16 protein-coding genes are annotated in these 18,005 nt (G+C 71.1%); 13 read left to right on the top strand and 3 right to left on the bottom strand.

What is annotated here, in order from left to right; translation table 11 throughout:
• Positions 1-276: 276 nt before the first annotated feature.
• Positions 277-1,509: a threonine aldolase family protein gene (locus ACRAS8_RS15605; protein ID WP_438486656.1), complete on the bottom strand. Its 1,233-nt coding sequence runs from the start codon at positions 1,507-1,509 to the stop codon at positions 277-279.
• 257 nt (positions 1,510-1,766) lie between these two features.
• On the opposite strand from ACRAS8_RS15605, the gene ACRAS8_RS15600 reads away from it, so the two are divergent.
• The 10 genes from ACRAS8_RS15600 (at position 1,767) to ACRAS8_RS15555 (ending at position 10,573) form a co-directional block, all read left to right on the top strand.
• Positions 1,767-2,921, top strand: coding sequence for a DUF2520 domain-containing protein (locus tag ACRAS8_RS15600; protein WP_438486655.1), 1,155 nt, complete (start codon positions 1,767-1,769; stop codon positions 2,919-2,921).
• Positions 2,918-4,111, top strand: coding sequence for a pantoate--beta-alanine ligase (gene panC, locus ACRAS8_RS15595; protein ID WP_438486654.1), 1,194 nt, complete (start codon positions 2,918-2,920; stop codon positions 4,109-4,111). The genes ACRAS8_RS15600 and panC overlap by 4 nt, the downstream gene beginning before the upstream one ends.
• On the top strand, positions 4,108-5,871 hold the full coding sequence (locus ACRAS8_RS15590; protein ID WP_438486653.1) for an L-aspartate oxidase: 1,764 nt from the start codon (positions 4,108-4,110) through the stop codon (positions 5,869-5,871). Before panC ends, ACRAS8_RS15590 begins: the two co-directional genes overlap by 4 nt.
• Positions 5,868-6,929, top strand: a complete 1,062-nt coding sequence (gene nadC, locus ACRAS8_RS15585) for a carboxylating nicotinate-nucleotide diphosphorylase (RefSeq protein ID WP_438486652.1) — start codon at positions 5,868-5,870, stop codon at positions 6,927-6,929. The genes ACRAS8_RS15590 and nadC overlap by 4 nt, the downstream gene beginning before the upstream one ends.
• A gap of 108 nt (positions 6,930-7,037) precedes the next feature.
• The gene (locus ACRAS8_RS15580; protein WP_438486651.1) at positions 7,038-7,835 is read left to right on the top strand and encodes a type III pantothenate kinase; all 798 of its coding nucleotides are present in this window, start codon (positions 7,038-7,040) and stop codon (positions 7,833-7,835) included.
• A gap of 124 nt (positions 7,836-7,959) precedes the next feature.
• On the top strand, positions 7,960-8,712 hold the full coding sequence (locus ACRAS8_RS15575; protein WP_438486650.1) for a hypothetical protein: 753 nt from the start codon (positions 7,960-7,962) through the stop codon (positions 8,710-8,712).
• 59 nt (positions 8,713-8,771) lie between these two features.
• Entirely contained in the window at positions 8,772-8,951 is a 180-nt protein-coding gene (locus ACRAS8_RS15570; protein ID WP_438486649.1) for a hypothetical protein, read from the top strand.
• A gap of 169 nt (positions 8,952-9,120) precedes the next feature.
• Positions 9,121-9,555 (top strand): BlaI/MecI/CopY family transcriptional regulator, encoded by a 435-nt coding sequence (locus ACRAS8_RS15565; RefSeq protein WP_438490498.1) that lies wholly within the window; start codon positions 9,121-9,123, stop codon positions 9,553-9,555.
• A gap of 9 nt (positions 9,556-9,564) precedes the next feature.
• Complete coding sequence (locus ACRAS8_RS15560; protein ID WP_438486648.1) at positions 9,565-10,083, top strand: amino-acid N-acetyltransferase; 519 nt, start codon at positions 9,565-9,567, stop codon at positions 10,081-10,083.
• Between the two features lie 157 nt (positions 10,084-10,240).
• Entirely contained in the window at positions 10,241-10,573 is a 333-nt protein-coding gene (locus tag ACRAS8_RS15555) for a histone-like nucleoid-structuring protein Lsr2 (RefSeq protein WP_018540421.1), read from the top strand.
• Here ACRAS8_RS15555 and ACRAS8_RS15550 read toward each other — a convergent pair.
• Positions 10,504-11,184, bottom strand: coding sequence for an SCO3374 family protein (locus tag ACRAS8_RS15550; protein WP_438486647.1), 681 nt, complete (start codon positions 11,182-11,184; stop codon positions 10,504-10,506). The genes ACRAS8_RS15555 and ACRAS8_RS15550 overlap by 70 nt on opposite strands.
• Before the next feature lie 496 nt (positions 11,185-11,680).
• Between ACRAS8_RS15550 and ACRAS8_RS15545 the strand changes: the two genes are divergently transcribed.
• Together ACRAS8_RS15545 and ACRAS8_RS15540 are read left to right on the top strand one after the other, a co-directional pair.
• A complete protein-coding gene (locus ACRAS8_RS15545; RefSeq protein WP_438486646.1) occupies positions 11,681-14,206 on the top strand; it encodes an ATP-dependent Clp protease ATP-binding subunit in 2,526 nt (841 codons plus the stop codon).
• Positions 14,207-14,852: 646 nt separating this feature from the next.
• Entirely contained in the window at positions 14,853-15,521 is a 669-nt protein-coding gene (locus tag ACRAS8_RS15540; protein ID WP_438486645.1) for a M23 family metallopeptidase, read from the top strand.
• On the opposite strand, the gene ACRAS8_RS15535 is transcribed toward ACRAS8_RS15540, so the two are convergent.
• Positions 15,503-16,120: a TetR/AcrR family transcriptional regulator gene (locus tag ACRAS8_RS15535; RefSeq protein WP_438486644.1), complete on the bottom strand. Its 618-nt coding sequence runs from the start codon at positions 16,118-16,120 to the stop codon at positions 15,503-15,505. The genes ACRAS8_RS15540 and ACRAS8_RS15535 overlap by 19 nt on opposite strands.
• 297 nt (positions 16,121-16,417) lie before the next feature.
• On the opposite strand from ACRAS8_RS15535, the gene ACRAS8_RS15530 reads away from it, so the two are divergent.
• Complete coding sequence (locus ACRAS8_RS15530) at positions 16,418-17,938, top strand: MDR family MFS transporter (protein ID WP_438490497.1); 1,521 nt, start codon at positions 16,418-16,420, stop codon at positions 17,936-17,938.
• Positions 17,939-18,005: the final 67 nt, after the last annotated feature.

The following is an 18,005-nucleotide window of genomic DNA, read 5'->3' as shown; positions in this document are numbered from 1 at the left end:
CGCCCCACCCCGGCACCGGCCCACGTACTCACCGGCTGCCGAAGAAGTCGACCGTCACCCCAACTCCAGGCCGCGGCCGGTCACATCACGTCGTATCGCCCACCATCCCTCCCCCCATCGTCCATCACCGCACCATGTCCCGACCGCCTTTCTGTCCCCCCCCGCACCGCATCCCTGACAGGGCCCCGCTATGCCGGGGCCTGCCCCTGGGGCGGATGTGGGCAGGCGCCCTCACCCTCCTTCGATATCTGGCTGTGGGCAGGTGCCCTCACCCCTTCAATCCGCAATGCGTCGGACGAAGTCGCCCACTGCCGTGCGTATGTCCTCCGCGGTCCATTCGAGTGCCGGCGAGGTGACCGTCACCTCCGTCATCGCCACGCCCGGCGGTCCGGGCGGGGCCGGCTCGTGCCACTTGCGGAAGAGCGTCGTCCGGGTCTCTTCCGCCTGACGGATGGCGGCCTCGTTCAGGACCTCCGGCGGGTGTGGCAGCCATACCTGGAACTCGTGGGTGTGCGGCTCCTCGGGGTGCACCCGGAACCACGGCACGCCGGCCTCCGTCAGCCCCTCCCGCAGTGCCCGGGCGACGACCTTGGCCTGGGCCACATACGCCGGCAACCGGGGCAGCTCGCGGTCCAGCCCGACCAGGGCGGCGAGCGCGATCGGCCACTGCTGGAACAGCTGGCCGCCGTAGCGGTGGCGCCAGGCCCGGGCCTCCGCGACGAACTCCTCGGTGCCCGCCAGCGCGGCGCCCGCCATGCCGTTCAGCGATTTGTAGAAGGAGACATAGACGCTGTCCGCGAGGGCGGCGATCTCCGGGAGCGGTCTGCCGAAGTGCGGGCCGGTTTCCCAGAGTCGGGCGCCGTCGAAGTGCACCACCGCGTCCAGTTCCCGCGCCGCGGCCACCGTCGACTCCAGCTCCTCCCAGCTGGGGAGGACGTATCCGGCGTCGCGCAGCGGGAGTTCGAGGGCGAGGGTGCCGAACGGCTCTTGGAGGTCGTAGATCTCGGCGGCCGTCGGCAGACGCGGGGCGTTCGTCGGATGCACCATGCGCAACCCGCTGACGACCGCGTAGGCATCGCGCTCGTGCACCTCCAGATGGGACAGCGGATGGCCGGCGACCGTCGTGTTGCCCGTGCGGCCCGCCCAGCAGCGCAGGGCCACCTGCTGCGCCATCGTGCCCGTCGGGAAGAACACCGCGGCGGCGGTGCCCAGGGCCTGGGCCGTCCGGCGCTCCAGTTCGCCGACGATGCCGTCGTCGTTGCCGTAGAAGTCCGGCCAGTCGTCGAGGTCGTACACGCCGGGGGCGTCAGCGGTCAGACGGGACAGTTGCTCGGCGAGGGTCTCCGGAGGGCGACCGCACAGCGTCCGCAGCGAACCCCGGTAGGCCGCGAACCGCCGCGCCCGATCGTCCCTCTCGTCCCACGTCCGCTCGCCGCCACCGCCCGTCTGCTCCCCGTCCTCGGTCGGCTGCTTTGCGGCCTCTGCTGTGTGCTTCCCGGCCTCGGTCATGATCCCCCGCCTCCGCGTCGCCCCGCGCCGTCCGCGCGGGCTGTGGCATCGATCATCACCCGGCCGCGGTCACCGCCGCGAGCCCTGTGGATAACTCTCCGAGCCGAGCCGGAGCGGAGCGTTTCGGCGTTCCGGCTCTGCTCCGAGACCCTCGTCTCACCCTCCGTGCAACTCTCAGGGCGGCGGGGCCTCCTCGCGTAGCATGGCGACGAATCGTCCGGTACCCCTCGCGGACTGGAACGGAAGGCCGTCGCCGCGTGAACCAACATTCCTCCATCGAGGCCCAGGACCGGCCCGCCCGGCTCACCGTCGGAGTCGTCGGGGCGGGCCGCGTCGGCCCCGCGCTCGCCGCGTCGCTGCAGCTCGCCGGCCACCGCCCGGTGGCCGTCTCGGGGGTCTCCGACGCCTCCCGCCGGCGCGCCGGTGAGCTGCTGCCCGGCGTCCCGCTGGTCCCCCCGGCCGAGGTGCTCGCCCGTGCGGACCTCGTGCTGCTGACCGTCCCCGACGACGCCCTGGCCGACCTGGTGAGCGGTCTCGCCGAGACCGGTGCCGTGCGGCCGGGCCAGCTGCTGGTGCACACCTCCGGCCGTTTCGGGACGGCGGTGCTGGAGCCGGCCACCCGGGCCGGTGCGCTGCCGCTGGCCCTGCACCCGGCGATGACGTTCACCGGTACGTCCGTGGACGTGCAGCGGCTGGCCGGCTGTCCGTTCGGGGTGACCGCGCCCGAGGAGCTGCGGATGGCCGCGGAGGCGCTGGTCATCGAGATGGGCGGGGAGCCGGAGTGGATCGCGGAATCCGATCGTCCGCTGTATCACGCGGCGCTCGCGATCGGCGCGAACTACCTGGTCACGCTGGTGGCGCAGGCCAAGGAACTACTGGCGAAGGCCGGTGTGCGGGCCCCGGACCGGATGCTCGGCCCGCTGCTCGGCGCGGCCCTGGACAACGCGCTGCGGTCCGGTGACGCCGCTCTGACGGGCCCGGTCGCCCGGGGGGACGCGGGCACCGTCGCGGTCCACGTGGCGGAGCTGCGCAAGCACGCCCCGCAGGCCGTCGCCGGCTATCTGGCCATGGCTCGTATGACGGCCGACCGGGCGCTGGCGCACGGCCTCCTCAAGCCGGAGCCGGCCGCGGAGTTGCTGGACGTGCTCGCGGGCCCGGCTCCCGACGGCGCCGCCGGCCGATCCGCTGCCGGCCAGGCCACGACCGCCGGAGAGCGGCTGCCGTCCGACGAGTCCTCCGGCACGCCCACCGACGCGCTCTCCGATACGCCCACCGACACGTCCTCCGGCACGCCCACCGAGGACGAGCCTGAGCACGACACCCCCCACGACGTCGACGCCCCGGACGACGACCCCGGCCAGCCCGGCACCCCCGACTCCCCCAACCCCGGCCCCCACGGAGGCGACTCATGACCTCCTCGCCCGTCAGCCCGACCCCCGACGCCTCCCGAGCGGCGTCCGGGCCCCAGCTCGTGCGCACTGCCGCCGATCTGCGGGCGCTGCCGCGCGGCGGCGGTGCACGGGCCGTTGTCATGACCATGGGCGCGTTGCACGAGGGGCACGCCGCCCTGGTCCGGGCGGCCCGGGAGCGGGTGGGGCCGCAGGGCCAGGTCGTGGTCACGGTGTTCGTCAACCCGCTGCAGTTCGGGGCGGGCGAGGACCTCGACCGGTACCCGCGGACCCTGGACGACGATGTGGTGCTGGCCGGCCGGGCGGGCGCGGACGCCGTCTTCGCGCCGTCGGCCGAGGAGGTCTATCCGGGCGGGGAGTCGCAGGTCCGTATTTCCGCGGGCCCCATGGGCACCGTCCTGGAGGGCGCCAGCCGCCCCGGCCACTTCGACGGGGTGCTCACCGTCGTCGCCAAGCTGCTCCATCTGACCGCGCCGGACCTGGCGTTCTTCGGGGAGAAGGACGCCCAGCAGCTCGCCGTGATCAGACGGATGGCCGCCGACCTGAATTTCCCCGTCGAGATCGTCGGCGTCCCCACTGTCCGGGAGACCGACGGACTGGCCCTCTCCAGCCGCAACCGCTATCTGTCCGGCCCGGAGCGGCGCACCGCGCTCGCGCTCTCGGCGGCGCTCTTCGCGGCCCGCGACCGGCTCACCGCCGAAGAGGCGCTGCGCGCCCGCGCCGCCTCCGCCGGGTACCCCGTACAGGACCGCTCCGCGGCGCTGGCCGCGCTCGGGGAGGACCGGGCGGCCGCCGACGCGCACGCCGTCGCCTACGCCGCCGCGGGCCCGCCGCACGGCCCGTCCGTGGCCCGCGCCGCGGCCGGCGCCGTACTGGAGGACGCCGCCCACCTGGACCCGCCGCTCCACCTGGACTACCTGGCCCTGATCGACCCCCGGGACTTCACCGAGGTCCCGGACGGGTTCGAGGGCGAGGCGATCCTCGCGGTGGCCGCCAAGGTCGGCACCACCCGGCTCATCGACAACATCCGGCTCGTGTTCACCCCGAGCACGGCCCTCACCGCGAGCACGGCCCCGCACCCGGACGCCGCCCAGGGACGGCGCACCGGCCCCCAGGGCGGGCCCGCCTCCGGCGCCACCCGGAAGACCAGGAAGTCCACCCCACCCCCAGGCCCCCTCGGAGCGACCCGATGACCGCTACCGGAACCGCCGCCGGCCCCACCGGCATACGTCTCAGCGCCCCCGCCCCCGGATGGTCCATCACGGCCGACGTCGTCGTGGTGGGCTCCGGCGTCGCCGGGCTGACCGCCGCGCTGCGCTGCGCCGCCGCCGGCCGCCGGACCGTCGTCGTCACCAAGGCCCGGCTCGACGACGGCTCCACCCGTTGGGCACAGGGCGGGATAGCCGCGGCACTGGGGGACGGCGACAGCCCCGAGCAGCACCTGGCCGACACCCTCGTCGCGGGCGCCGGACTGTGCGACGAGGAAGCCGTGCGGACCCTGGTCACCGAGGGCCCGGCCGCCGTCCACCGGCTGATCGCGGCCGGGGCCCGCTTCGACACCGCCCCCGGGAGCGACGAGATCGCGCTCACCAGGGAGGGCGGCCACCACCGCCGCCGGATCGCGCACGCCGGCGGCGACGCCACCGGGGCGGAGATCTCCCGCGCACTGGTCGCCGCGGTCCGCGCCGCCGGACTCCGCACCATCGAGAACGCCCTGGTCCTCGACCTCCTCACGGACGCCGAGGGCCGCACGGCCGGCGTCACCCTGCACGTCATGGGGGAGGGCCAGCACGACGGCGTCGGTGCCGTCCACGCGCCAGCGGTGGTGCTCGCCACCGGGGGCATGGGCCAGGTGTTCTCCGCGACCACCAACCCGGCCGTCTCCACCGGCGACGGGGTGGCTCTGGCGCTGCGTGCCGGCGCCGAGATCTCGGATCTCGAATTCGTCCAGTTCCACCCGACCGTGCTCTACCTGGGGCCGGAGGCCGAGGGCCAACAGCCGCTGATCTCCGAGGCGGTGCGCGGCGAGGGCGCCCACCTGGTCGACGCGGACGGCACCCGTTTCATGGTCGGACAGCACGAACTCGCCGAGCTGGCCCCGCGCGACATCGTGGCCAAGGCGATCACGCGCCGCGCCCAGGAGCAGGGCACCGAGCACATGTACCTGGACGCCCGCCACTTCGGCGCCGAGATGTGGGAGCGCCGCTTCCCGACCATCCTGGCCGCCTGCCGGGCGCACGGCATCGACCCGGTCACCGAGCCGATCCCGGTCGCCCCGGCGGCCCACTACGCCTCCGGCGGCGTCCGCACCGACCTGCACGGCCGGACCACCGTCCCCGGCCTGTACGCGTGCGGCGAGGTGGCCTGCACCGGTGTGCACGGCGCCAACCGGCTGGCCTCCAACTCCCTGCTGGAGGGCCTGGTGTTCGCGGAGCGGATCGCCGAGGACATCACCGCCGACGGGCCGCCGGCCCCGGCCACCGCCCCCGTGGAGGCCCGCGCCCCGCTGCCCCTCCTGGTGCCCGAGGCCCGTACCGCCGTCCAGCGGATCATGACCGCCGGCGCCGGGGTGCTGCGCAGCGCGGCCAGCCTGGCCCGGGCCGCCGACGACCTCGACCGGCTCCACCGGGAGGCCGTCGAGGCCGCCTCGGACCCCGCTCCCGCTTCTGTCAAGGCTCCCGAGCCGGGTGTGGAAGCCTGGGAGGCCACCAACCTGCTGTGCGTCGCCCGGGTCCTGGTCGCCGCCGCGCGGCGCCGCGAGGAGACCCGCGGCTGCCATTGGCGCGAGGACCACCCCGACCGCGACGATGCCTCCTGGCGACGGCACTTCCGCATCACCCTCGGTGCCGACCGCACCCTGGGTGTCCACACCACCGAGACCGCCGGCTTCCCGCCGACCGCCGGCCCCGCCCCTCAGTCCGCCCCCCTTCCCGATACGGAGCGCACCCCGTGAGCAGCACCCCCGACCTCCCTCTCCTCCAGATCGGCCGGCCCGGCGCCGCTCCCGAAGGTGGCTGCGGCGACGCCTGCGGGTGCGCCGCCGGCGACGGCGACGCCTACGAGCTGGACCCGATGACCTGCGGTCTCGACCCGGACCTGGCCGCGCTCCTGGTGGCCGCCGGCCTCGACCCCGTCCAGGTGGAGGACATCGCGCACATGGCCATCGAGGAGGACCTCGACCAGGGCGTGGACGTCACCACCGTGGCGACCGTCCCCGAAGACGCCGTCGCCACCGGGGACTTCACCGCCCGTGAGGACGGCACGATCGCCGGGCTGCGGATCGCCGAGGCGGTGCTGTCGGTGGTGTGCACCGACGAGTTCGCGGTCGAGCGGCACGTGGAGGACGGCGAGCGGGTGGTGGCCGGCCAGAAGCTGCTGTCCGTCACCACCCGGACCCGCGACCTGCTCACCGCCGAGCGCAGCGCGCTGAACCTCCTGGGCCGGCTGTCCGGGATCGCCACCCTGACCCGCGCCTGGGCCGACGTCCTCGAAGGCACCAAGGCCAGCGTCCGCGACACCCGTAAGACGACGCCGGGCCTGCGCGCCCTGGAGAAGTACGCGGTGCGCTGCGGCGGCGGCGTCAACCACCGGATGTCGCTGTGCGACGCGGCGCTCATCAAGGACAACCACGTCGTGGCGGCGGGCGGCGTCGCCGAGGCGTTCACGGCCGTGCGCGACGAGTTCCCCGGGGTGCCCATCGAGGTGGAGGTCGACCGGCTCGACCAGATCCCGCCGATCCTCGCCGAGGGCGCCGACCTGATCCTGCTGGACAACTTCACGCCCGAGCAGACCCGCGAGGCCGTGGAACTGGTCGCCGGCCGCGCGATGCTGGAGTCCTCGGGCCGGCTCACCCTCGACAACGCCCGCGCGTACGCGGAGACCGGCATCGACTACCTGGCGGTGGGCGCGCTCACCCACTCCGCCCGGGTCCTCGACATCGGCCTGGACCTGCGCGAGAGCGACGAGCCGGCCGACGCCCCGGCCGCCGCCCACGACGACGAGAGCCGCTGACCCCATGCTGCTGACCATCGACGTGGGCAACACCCGCCCACCCGTCTCCCCGCCCACCACCCCAGGCGAGCCCTTCGTGCGCGACGTGAACCGGAGGCGGTGCGGACCATGCTGCTGACCATCGACGTGGGCAACACCCACACCGTCCTGGGTCTGTTCGACGGCGACGAGATCGTCGAGCACTGGCGGATCTCCACCGACGCCCGGCGCACCGCCGACGAACTGGCGGTGCTCCTCCAGGGCCTGATGGGCATGCACCCGCTGCTCGGGGAGGACCTGGGCGACAACATCGAGGGCATCTCCATCTGCTCCACGGTCCCCTCGGTGCTCCACGAGCTGCGCGAGGTCACCCGCCGCTACTACGGGGACGTCCCGGCCGTCCTGGTGGAACCAGGCGTCAAGACGGGCGTGCCGATCCTCATGGACAACCCCAAGGAGGTCGGCGCCGACCGGATCATCAACGCCCTGGCGGCCGTCGAGCTGTACGGCGGCCCGGCCGTCGTCGTCGACTTCGGCACCGCGACCACGTTCGACGCGGTCAGCGCCCGCGGCGAGTACGTGGGCGGGGTGATCGCCCCCGGTATCGAGATCTCCGTGGACGCCCTCGGGGTCAAGGGCGCCCAGCTCCGCAAGATCGAGCTGGCCCGGCCGCGCAGCGTCATCGGGAAGAACACCGTCGAGGCGATGCAGTCCGGCATCCTCTACGGCTTCGCCGGCCAGGTGGACGGCGTGGTGCACCGGATGGCCCGGGAACTGGCCGACGACCCGGACGACGTGACGGTGATCGCCACGGGCGGGCTGGCCCCGATGGTGCTCGGCGAGTCCTCGGTGATCGACGAGCACGAGCCCTGGCTGACCCTGATCGGCCTGCGCCTGGTGTACGAGCGGAACGTCGGGCGCCTGTAACGGGGCGGCGGCGGAGGGGCGCGGCGGTTGTGTACTGGCGCGCCCGTGTGACAGGCGGCCCGCTGCCGCGCCATTGCGTGGCGAATTAAGCGGCTTTTGTCCGAATAGGTCGTAAAGTCGCCCCATGCCAATGCCATACGGATCCCGCGGCGGCATGGCCTTCGGCGCCGATGAGTTGCGTGTGCTCCGTCGCGCCCTCGCCCATGCCCTCCAGACGACCTCCTCCGCCGCGCCCCAGGGCGACTCCGGCACGGACGCGTCGCAGGACGTCCAGGAATACCTCCGGCTGGCCGAGGCGGTGGACGAGGCGGTCCGCGAAGGCGCCCGCCTGCGCGCCTTCCTGCTCGCCGACCTCGCCCGCTACCGCGACGCCCTGCCCGGTGCCGCCGCCGGCTATCTCACCCGGCTCAAGGAGGCGCTGGCGGCCGGCCACGTCCCCGCACCCGACGACCTCGCCGCACTGCGCTCGCTGCTCGCCCGGCCCGCCGCCGAGACCGAGCGCAAACGCCGCAGCGCCCTGCTGCGGCACTGCGAGCGAGTGGCCGACAAATCCGTACGGGTCCGCCTGCGCGCGCTGCCAGGCGGCCGCTCAGGGGCCTCCCTGGACGCCCCGGCGGGCGGCCGCACCGGCAGTCGGCCGCGGCCGACTGCCACCGCCTCGCGCGGCGTGGACTCCGGGGCGGACTCGGGAGCGGAACCCGGGGCGGAACCCAAGCGCGAGCCCCGGAGGGAGCCGCGCCCGGAGCCCCGACGGGAGCCGCCCAGGCCCGCGCGGCGCCCCCAGGCGCCGCGGCCGGACCGGCCCATCCCCACCCCCGGTGAGGTCTTCCCGCCCCGCCGGAAGCCCGCCCCGCCCCCGGAGACCCGGACCGCCTGAGCGCTGCGTACTCTGGCCCGGTATCGTCGCGGGCTCATGCCTTGAAGGAGGCCCATGCCATGGATTACGTCGCCGCGCTGCTCCCGCCCGTAGTGATGGCCGTTGCCTTCACCTGCCTGATCGTCACGATGATCAAGAGTCAGGGCGGCCAGAACAAGTCGAAGGAGGACGCGGCCGTCGACGAGGCGTTCGCCCGCGCCGAGGCCGCCGGGCAGGACCCCAAGCCCTTCGGCGCCTGAACCCCCGCCATTTCCGGCGGACCACCCGCACAGTACGGCCCGGGATTGCCCGTCCCGGGCCGTACTTCCTTTTTCCGGACCAAACGCAACGAGATCAACCGGCATTCGCGACATCTCCCACTATTCTTCTTGTGTGCCGAGACGCTTGGGTGATCTGGAAGACGCGGTGATGACGCGGGTGTGGGAGTGGAACCGCCCGGTCACCGTTCGAGAAGTTCTGGAGGATCTCCAGAAGGAACGGTCGATCGCCTACACCACCGTCATGACCGTATTGGACAACCTCCATCAGAAGGGCTGGGTGCGCCGCGAAGCCGAAGGCCGCGCCTATCGATATGAGGCGGTCTCCACTCGCGCCGCCTACTCGGCCGCACTGATGAACGAAGCATGGTCCGCCAGTGACAACCCCGCGGCCGCGCTGGTGGCCTTCTTCGGCATGATGTCGCCGGAACAGCGGCAAGCGCTCCGCGATGCCGTGCGGATGGTGCAGGTCGACGATCCCGCCGACGCGCAGCAAGAACAGACGGCGGCCCGGGAAGAACAGCCGGAAGCGCCGGTCGGCGAAGGAGATGAACCCGGAGCGGAGGCCGGCGGCAAGGGGCGATAGCGTCCGGGCATGCCAGCGCATTCAAAAGGGCTCACGGTCCGCCGGGCCCGGACCAGTGATGTACCGGCGGTACGTCGCCTCATCGACGCCTACGTGCGCGACGGGATCCTGCTCGACAAAGCGACCGTCACGCTTTACGAGGACATCCAGGAGTTCTGGGTGGCCGAGCGGGACACCGACGGCGAGGTCGTCGGCTGCGGAGCACTGCACGTCATGTGGGAGGACCTGGCCGAGGTCCGCACTCTGGCGGTGGACCGGAGGGTGCTGGGCACCGGGGTCGGCCACCAGGTCCTGGACAAGCTCGTGGCCACCGCGCGGTGGCTGGGAGTGCGACGCATTTTCTGCCTCACCTTCGAAGTCGACTTCTTCGCCAAGCACGGCTTCGTGGAGATCGGCGAGACTCCCGTAGACCGGGATGTCTACAGCGAACTGCTGCGTTCCTATGACGAGGGCGTTGCGGAGTTCCTGGGCCTCGAACGAGTGAAGCCCAACACCCTGGGCAACAGCCGCATGCTTCTGCACCTGTGATCAGCGTTCTATGTCCGAATCGCTCCCCTATCCCATGGCCGCGGAAGCATGCGTTCCCCGCTCTGTGGGCAAGTGAACCCTACCCAAGGGTTTGTGTTTTTCCCGGAAAAGCGGTTTGCTTTCCGTCGTAATCCACATTCGATGAAAGGGAATCCTGGTGGCACAGAAGGTTCAGGTTCTTCTTGTCGACGACCTCGACGGTGGCGAGGCCCACGAGACCGTCACGTTCGCTCTCGACGGTAAGTCCTACGAGATCGACCTCTCCGACGCCAACGCGGACAAGCTGCGCGAGTCGCTGGCCGACTTCGTGAAGGCCGGCCGCAAGACCGGTGGCCGTTCCGCGGGCCGCGGCAAGGCCCGTGCGGCGTCCGCCGGCTCCCCGGACACTGCGAAGATCCGTGCCTGGGCGAAGGAGAACGGCTACAACGTGAATGACCGGGGCCGCGTCCCCGCCGACATTCGCGAGGCATTCGAGAAGGCCAACGGCTGATCGCCGTACGCGCGATCCGATTGGCGATTACGAGCACGTACCAACCGGGCCCGGAGGCACTCGGTAGCCGCCGCGCTCACGAGCCGTACGAGGTCGGGGGCGCCCCCACCGTCCCCGATTCCTGTCCCGACCCCCGTGGTGGGCAGGCGATTTTCCGCCTCGTACCCAGGCCGGGGAGGCCGCACCCATCCCGCGGCCTCCCGCGCGCCGCAGCCGCCGGACGCCGGGCCCCCTGAAGGCGGCGCCGGTGCGGGCATCCGCCCCCCGGCCCCGCGGGCCGTGAGATCCGCGGCGAGTGCGCCCCACTCCAGCCATTCCAGGATTTCCGGCAGCTCCTCCGCGCCACCGGCCGCGATCAGCAGGAGCAGTTTCGGCCGATCCTCCGCCTGCTTCCCGCCCCGTGCGGGCCGCAGCAGCGCGACCGGGCCGGTGCGCGGCATCCGCCGCAGCACCGCACGCCCCGCGTCCGCGGGCATCTCCAGAACGTCGAAGCGCAGCCCCGTGAGCAGTTCCACCGGCTCCGTGCCGGTGGTCGGCCAGCCGAGCTCGTCCTCGTACCACCGGCGGACGGTGGAGAAGGGGGAGCGGGGTCGCGGAAGCGCGGTGGCCATGTCCGGTGCAACTCCCGACCCTGCGGAAGGTTACGTAGGGTGCAAGGGCTGTTGCGTTCCGTGTATTGCGGAGGGGGTGTGGAGGTATTCCGGGATGCGCGGGTGTTCGCCCGTAGCGGAGGGAAAGGGCCCGCGCCGCATGGAGTGTCAGTGGCGGCGGGTAAGACAGTCTCAGTGGGAAGAGACGCTGTGACCGGCGCCCTCGGCAGTTCGCCGCCGCCTTTGGCCGGCGGTGGACGGCGTGCCGGCAGGGCTCGCGTTCGCCACGGGCGTAGTGGCGGCATGCGTATATGCCTGGCCTGCGGGAACATCGTCTCGCACCATCGAGTTGGAGCAGATGTCAGCTGTTCGGCAGTAAATTTCCCCGTCGGAGCGGGGTGATCCGGACGGGTGTCGGCAGTTGGAATGAGCTGTCCCGCCCTGCGGGACTAGCATGCGGAAGGACAGGGAGGGGACCGACCCCTTACTGCCTGACCGCTCTGAGGAGCGATTAACGATGTTCGAGAGGTTCACCGACCGTGCGCGGCGGGTTGTCGTCCTGGCTCAGGAAGAAGCCCGGATGCTCAACCACAACTACATCGGCACCGAACACATCCTCCTGGGTCTGATCCACGAGGGTGAGGGTGTCGCCGCTAAGGCCCTGGAGAGCCTCGGCATTTCGCTCGAGGCGGTCCGCCAGCAGGTGGAGGAGATCATCGGCCAGGGCCAGCAGGCCCCGTCCGGCCACATCCCCTTCACGCCCCGTGCCAAGAAGGTCCTGGAGCTGTCGCTCCGCGAGGCCCTCCAGCTCGGCCACAACTACATCGGCACCGAGCACATCCTGCTCGGCCTGATCCGCGAGGGCGAGGGCGTCGCCGCCCAGGTCCTCGTGAAGCTGGGCGCCGACCTGAACCGGGTGCGGCAGCAGGTCATCCAGCTGCTCTCCGGCTACCAGGGCAAGGAGGCCGCCACCGCCGGCGGCCCCGCCGAGGGCACGCCCTCGACCTCCCTCGTCCTGGACCAGTTCGGCCGCAACCTCACGCAGGCCGCCCGGGAGACCAAGCTCGACCCGGTCATCGGGCGCGAGAAGGAAATCGAGCGGGTCATGCAGGTGCTGTCCCGCCGCACCAAGAACAACCCGGTCCTCATCGGCGAGCCCGGCGTCGGCAAGACGGCGGTCGTCGAGGGCCTGGCCCAGGCCATCGTCAAGGGCGAGGTGCCCGAGACCCTCAAGGACAAGCACCTCTACACCCTCGACCTGGGTGCGCTGGTCGCCGGCTCCCGCTACCGCGGTGACTTCGAGGAACGCCTGAAGAAGGTCCTCAAGGAGATCCGCACCCGCGGCGACATCATCCTGTTCATCGACGAGCTGCACACCCTGGTCGGCGCGGGCGCCGCCGAGGGCGCCATCGACGCCGCCAGCATCCTCAAGCCCATGCTGGCCCGCGGCGAGCTGCAGACCATCGGTGCCACGACGCTCGACGAGTACCGCAAGCACCTGGAGAAGGACGCGGCCCTGGAGCGCCGCTTCCAGCCGATCCAGGTCGCCGAGCCGTCGCTGCCGCACACCATCGAGATCCTCAAGGGCCTGCGGGACCGCTACGAGGCGCACCACCGGGTGTCCATCACGGACGCCGCGCTGGTCGCCGCGGCCACCCTGGCCGACCGCTACATCTCCGACCGCTTCCTGCCGGACAAGGCGATCGACCTGATCGACGAGGCCGGTTCCCGGATGCGGATCCGCCGGATGACCGCGCCGCCGGACCTGCGCGAGTTCGACGAGAAGATCGCCGACGTCCGCCGCGAGAAGGAGTCCGCGATCGACTCGCAGGACTTCGAGATGGCCGCCGGCCTGCGCGACAAGGAGAAGCAGCTCCTGGCCGCGAAGGCGAAGCGGGAGAAGGAGTGGAAGGCCGGCGACATGGACGTCGTCGCCGAGGTCGACGAGGAGCTGATCGCCGAGGTCCTGGCCACGGCCACCGGCATCCCGGTCTTCAAGCTCACCGAGGAGGAGTCCAGCCGGCTCCTGCGGATGGAAGACGAGCTGCACAAGCGCGTCATCGGCCAGAAGGACGCCATCAAGGCGCTCTCGCAGGCCATCCGCCGCACCCGCGCGGGTCTGAAGGACCCCAAGCGCCCCGGTGGCTCGTTCATCTTCGCCGGCCCGTCCGGTGTCGGTAAGACCGAGCTGTCCAAGACCCTCGCCGAGTTCCTCTTCGGCGACGAGGACGCGCTGATCTCCCTCGACATGTCGGAGTTCAGCGAGAAGCACACGGTGTCGCGGCTCTTCGGTTCGCCCCCCGGCTACGTGGGCTACGAAGAGGGCGGCCAGCTGACCGAGAAGGTCCGCCGCAAGCCGTTCTCCGTCGTCCTCTTCGACGAGGTCGAGAAGGCCCACCCGGACATCTTCAACTCGCTGCTGCAGATCCTGGAGGACGGTCGCCTGACCGACTCCCAGGGCCGGGTCGTGGACTTCAAGAACACGGTCATCATCATGACCACCAACCTCGGCACCCGGGACATCTCCAAGGGCTTCAACCTGGGCTTCGCCGCCCAGGGCGACGTCAAGACCGGCTACGAGCGGATGAAGGCCAAGGTCAACGAGGAGCTGAAGCAGCACTTCCGCCCCGAGTTCCTCAACCGTGTCGACGACACGGTGGTGTTCCACCAGCTCTCCCAGGACGACATCATCCAGATCGTCGACCTGATGATCGCCAAGGTGGACGAGCGCCTGAAGGACCGCGACATGGGCATCGAGCTCAGCGGCGAGGCCAAGTCGCTGCTGGCCAAGCGGGGTTACGACCCGGTGCTCGGCGCCCGTCCGCTGCGCCGCACGATCCAGCGCGAGATCGAGGACGCCCTCTCGGAGAAGATCCTCTTCAACGAGCTGCGTCCGGGCCACATCGTCGTCGTCGACGTGGAGGGCGAGGGCGAGACCGCCACGTTCACCTTCCGCGGCGAGGAGAAGTCGGCGGTGCCGAGCGCCCCGCCGGTCGAGTCCGCGACGGGCGGGCCCGGTCCCAACCTGAGCAAGGACGCGTAAACGCATAGCCGGCGATATACGCAAAGCCGCCCCGGAACCGTTCAACGGTTCCGGGGCGGCTTTGTGTTGGGCCAGGGCGGCGTCGTGGGGCCCGTTGCGGCTGTGCGGGAGGCAGCCGCGGCGGCCGACGTCGCTTGGTGCAGACGGCGGTCAGCGGGGGCTGCTCATAGGTGTCCAGGCGGGCGGGGCCCGGTCCGTCGGCGGTCCGTCGGCGTCGTGGCGGGCGGGGACCGGGCTGGCGTTTTTTTGGATTCGCATCCGCCCGCCCATTCCGAATTGCGTAACGCAGGTCACAGATTTTCTCGTAACGCGGGTCACAGCGCTTCCCGGAATTGTGTAACGCGGGTCACTTCAAGGCGCTGAATAATCGTGACATGGCGCACAGGAATTTGCGTCCTACTAGTGGGGGTAGGGGTATTCCCGGGGGTGGTCGGGAAGTGCTCCGGAGGAGCAAAGTTGCAGGTCAGAGGCTCAGTGGCGGGCCGTCGTAAGCGACGCGACCGCCGCCTGCGGTCCTTCTCCTCTTACACGCTTCGGTAGTAGAAAGCGGCCCTTGGCGGGGCGGCGGAGGCGGGTTACCAAGGAATGGCTCTCCCGGGCCGCAGCCGGGAAAACCCTTTCACTTCTCTCCGGAGGAAAAACCCGCATGTCGAAGTTCGCCGCGATACGTAATTCCAGGAAGTCCGCCAAGGCCGGTAAGTACGCGCTGCGTCATCGGGTGGCCGTTGTGGCCGCCGGTGCGGGTGTCACGGCCGCGCTGGGCGCCGGTGTCGCCACCGCCGCCGACGGCGGGCTGCTGCACCTGACCGCGGGCGCGAGCAAGGCCGTGGCCGCACAGGCCGACGCGCAGGCCAAGGCCGCCACCGACGCCAAGGCCGACGCGGCGAAGAAGGCCGACGCCTGGGTGAAGCCGGTCGAGAAGTACGTACTCGGCGAGCCCTTCGGTATCGCGGGCAGCCACTGGGCGCACAAGCACAGCGGCCAGGACTTCGTCGTGCCGACCGGCACCCAGGTCCACGCCGTCCACGAGGGCACCGTCGTCAAGGCCGGTCCGAACGGCGGCGGCGACGGTCCCGCCTACGGCAACGCGATCGTGATCAAGCACGCGAACGGGATCTACACCCAGTACGCGCACCTGTCACAGATTCAGGTCCAGGTGGGGCAGCAGGTCTCCACCGGCCAGCAGATCGGCCTGTCCGGCAGCACCGGCAACTCCACCGGTCCGCACCTGCACTTCGAGGTCCGCACCGGCCCCAACTACGGGTCGGGCATCGAGCCGACCGGATTCCTGCGGGCTCACGACGACGCCGTCTGAGTCGAGTCCGGCCGGGCTGGCCGGCGGCCCGGCGGGTTGGCCGCCGTGACCAGCTCCGTGGCGACCCTGAGGATGGCCTCGCGCTTCTCCTCGGGGTCGCCCTCCATGTCCTGCATCGCGAACATCCCCGCGTGCATGGAGAACAGCGCCGTGAGGCAGCGCACCTGGTCCACCAGCTCCGCGTCGTCCTCCCTGAGCAGGCCGTAGAGGGTCAGCATCCGCTCCTTGAAGCGCTGGCCGATGGTCAACTCCCGTACCGTGGCCTGGTTTTCCTGCATGAAGCGGAAAAGGGGCTCGGCGGACCGCAGCGACTCGTGATACCGCCGGATGACCTCCTGCTTGTTCTCCAGGGTGCGCGGCTGCTCCTGCGCCCAGGCGATCAGCTCGTCGATGGGCCGCCCCAGGTCCTCGAAGAGGCCGATGACGATGTCTTCCTTGGTCTTGAAGTGGTAGTAGAGCGCGGCCTTGGTGACGTCGAGCCGCTCGGCGATCTCGCGGAGCGAGGTCTTCTCGTAGCCGTGTTCGGAGAACAGCTCCAGGGCGACGTCCTGGATGCGCTGGCGGGTGTTCCCCCGGCGCGGCTGTGGTGCGCTGCTCATGCTGTTCTCCTGCGTGACTACGGCGTCGGTGCGGGCCTCGGTACGGACCGGGCCCGGCCCGTTTCCCGGCAATCATCTGTTGCCCCGCTGGTCACGGACCTACCCACCCCCGCGCAAAGAAACTTACTTGACGCCCGGCTAGTAGCTAGCTTACCTTCTGCACGGTACGAAACTAGCCGGGCGGCAAGTAAGTAAGAAGCGATGGGGAAGTGATAGGGGATGTCGCGGAAAGCGGCCCCGACGGGGGAAATACCGGAGCCGGCGCAGGGCGCGGGCAGAGGCTCGGCCAGCGTGCGGATGGTGGTCTTCGCGCTGATGATCGCGATGCTCCTCGCGATGCTGGACAACATGATCGTCGGCACCGCGATGCCGACGATCGTCGGTGAACTGGGCGGGCTGGAGCACCTGTCCTGGGTCGTCACCGCCTACACACTGGCCACCGCGGCATCCACGCCGATCTGGGGCAAGCTCGGCGACATGTACGGCCGCAAGGGCGTCTTCCTGACGTCCATCGTGCTCTTCCTGATCGGCTCCGCGCTGTCCGGAATGGCCCAGGACATGGGCCAGTTGATCGGCTTCCGCGCCGTGCAGGGCCTGGGCGCCGGCGGTCTGATGGTGGGCGTCATGGCCATCATCGGCGACCTCGTCCCGCCGCGGGAGCGCGGCAAGTTCCAGGGCATGATGGCCGGCGTCATGGCCATCGCGATGATCGGCGGACCGCTGGTCGGCGGCACCATCACCGACCACCTCGGCTGGCGCTGGAGCTTCTACATCAACCTCCCGCTCGGCGCGATCGCCCTGGTCATGGTCACCGCCGTGCTGCACCTGCCGAAGAAGCGGTCCCAGACCCGCATCGACTACGCCGGCGCGGCCCTGCTGACCATCGGCATCACCTCGCTGGTGCTGCTCACCACCTGGGGCGGCACCGAGTACGACTGGCTGTCGAAGCAGATCGTGGGCCTGGGCGTCCTCGCCCTCGTCGCGCTGATCGCCTTCGTCCTCGTCGAGCGCAAGGTCAGCGACCCGGTCCTGCCGCTGCGGATCTTCCGGAACGGCAACTTCTCGCTCGTCACGGTGATCGGCTTCCTGGTCGGCTTCGTGATGTTCGGCTCGATGACCTTCCTGCCGCTGTTCCAGCAGACCGTCCAGGGCGCCTCGGCCACCAACTCCGGCCTGCTGCTCCTGCCGATGCTGCTGTCGATGATGGCGGTGTCGCTGGTCGCCGGCCGGGTCACCACCCAGTCCGGCAAGTACAAGATCTTCGTCACCGGCGGCGGCGCGCTGATCACCCTCGGCCTGGCCCTGCTGTCCCTGATGGACGTCGGCACCACGCGCTTCACCTCCGGCCTCTACATGGCCGTACTCGGCGCCGGCATGGGCTTCCTGATGCAGACCACGATGCTGATCGCGCAGAACAGCGTCGAGATGAAGGACATGGGCGTCGGCTCCTCGTCCGCGACCCTGTTCCGGACGATCGGCGGCTCGTTCGGCGTCGCCGTCCTCGGCGCGCTCTTCACCAACGAGGTCACCTCGACGATGACCGCCCGACTCGGCGCCGCCGCCGGCAAGATGACCGGCGGCGCCCAGATGGACCCGAAGAAGCTGCCGACCCTCCCGGCGCCCGTGAAGGACGCGTACGCGCACGCGGTGGCGTCCGGCGCGCACCAGGTGTTCCTGTGGGGCGCGATCATCAGCGTCGTCGGCTTCGTCGCAGCCTGGTTCCTCAAGGAGGTCCCGCTGCGGGGCGGCCCGTCGTCCGCCAAGCCGAACGAGGCTGACGCCTCGGCTGATCGGCCGATGGTGGCCGAGGCCGTCTGACGGCCCGCCCGTCTGCGACGGCGAACGGCCCCTGGTGCACGTGCGTTACGTGCGCCAGGGGCCGTTT

It is taken from the genome of Streptomyces sp. S186 (assembly GCF_051603415.1).
Classification (GTDB): domain Bacteria; phylum Actinomycetota; class Actinomycetes; order Streptomycetales; family Streptomycetaceae; genus Streptomyces.
Note: the sequence above shows the minus strand (reverse complement) of the source record. Positions and strands in the feature narration are given on the sequence as shown.

Bases quoted from the DNA above. Each gene is read 5' to 3' on its own strand.
- ACRAS8_RS15545 (WP_438486646.1), top strand. From the start codon at position 11,681: ATGTTCGAGAGGTTCACCGACCGTGCGCGGCGGGTTGTCGTCCTGGCT.
- ACRAS8_RS15580 (WP_438486651.1), top strand. From the start codon at position 7,038: ATGCTGCTGACCATCGACGTGGGCAACACCCACACCGTCCTGGGTCTG.
- ACRAS8_RS15565 (WP_438490498.1), top strand. From the start codon at position 9,121: ATGACGCGGGTGTGGGAGTGGAACCGCCCGGTCACCGTTCGAGAAGTT.
- ACRAS8_RS15535 (WP_438486644.1), bottom strand. From the start codon at position 16,120: ATGAGCAGCGCACCACAGCCGCGCCGGGGGAACACCCGCCAGCGCATC.
- ACRAS8_RS15530 (WP_438490497.1), top strand. From the start codon at position 16,418: ATGGTGGTCTTCGCGCTGATGATCGCGATGCTCCTCGCGATGCTGGAC.
- ACRAS8_RS15605 (WP_438486656.1), bottom strand. From the start codon at position 1,509: ATGACCGAGGCCGGGAAGCACACAGCAGAGGCCGCAAAGCAGCCGACC.
- ACRAS8_RS15570 (WP_438486649.1), top strand. From the start codon at position 8,772: ATGGATTACGTCGCCGCGCTGCTCCCGCCCGTAGTGATGGCCGTTGCC.
- panC (WP_438486654.1), top strand. From the start codon at position 2,918: ATGACCTCCTCGCCCGTCAGCCCGACCCCCGACGCCTCCCGAGCGGCG.
- ACRAS8_RS15540 (WP_438486645.1), top strand. From the start codon at position 14,853: ATGTCGAAGTTCGCCGCGATACGTAATTCCAGGAAGTCCGCCAAGGCC.
- ACRAS8_RS15575 (WP_438486650.1), top strand. From the start codon at position 7,960: ATGCCAATGCCATACGGATCCCGCGGCGGCATGGCCTTCGGCGCCGAT.
- ACRAS8_RS15560 (WP_438486648.1), top strand. From the start codon at position 9,565: ATGCCAGCGCATTCAAAAGGGCTCACGGTCCGCCGGGCCCGGACCAGT.
- ACRAS8_RS15550 (WP_438486647.1), bottom strand. From the start codon at position 11,184: ATGGCCACCGCGCTTCCGCGACCCCGCTCCCCCTTCTCCACCGTCCGC.
- ACRAS8_RS15590 (WP_438486653.1), top strand. From the start codon at position 4,108: ATGACCGCTACCGGAACCGCCGCCGGCCCCACCGGCATACGTCTCAGC.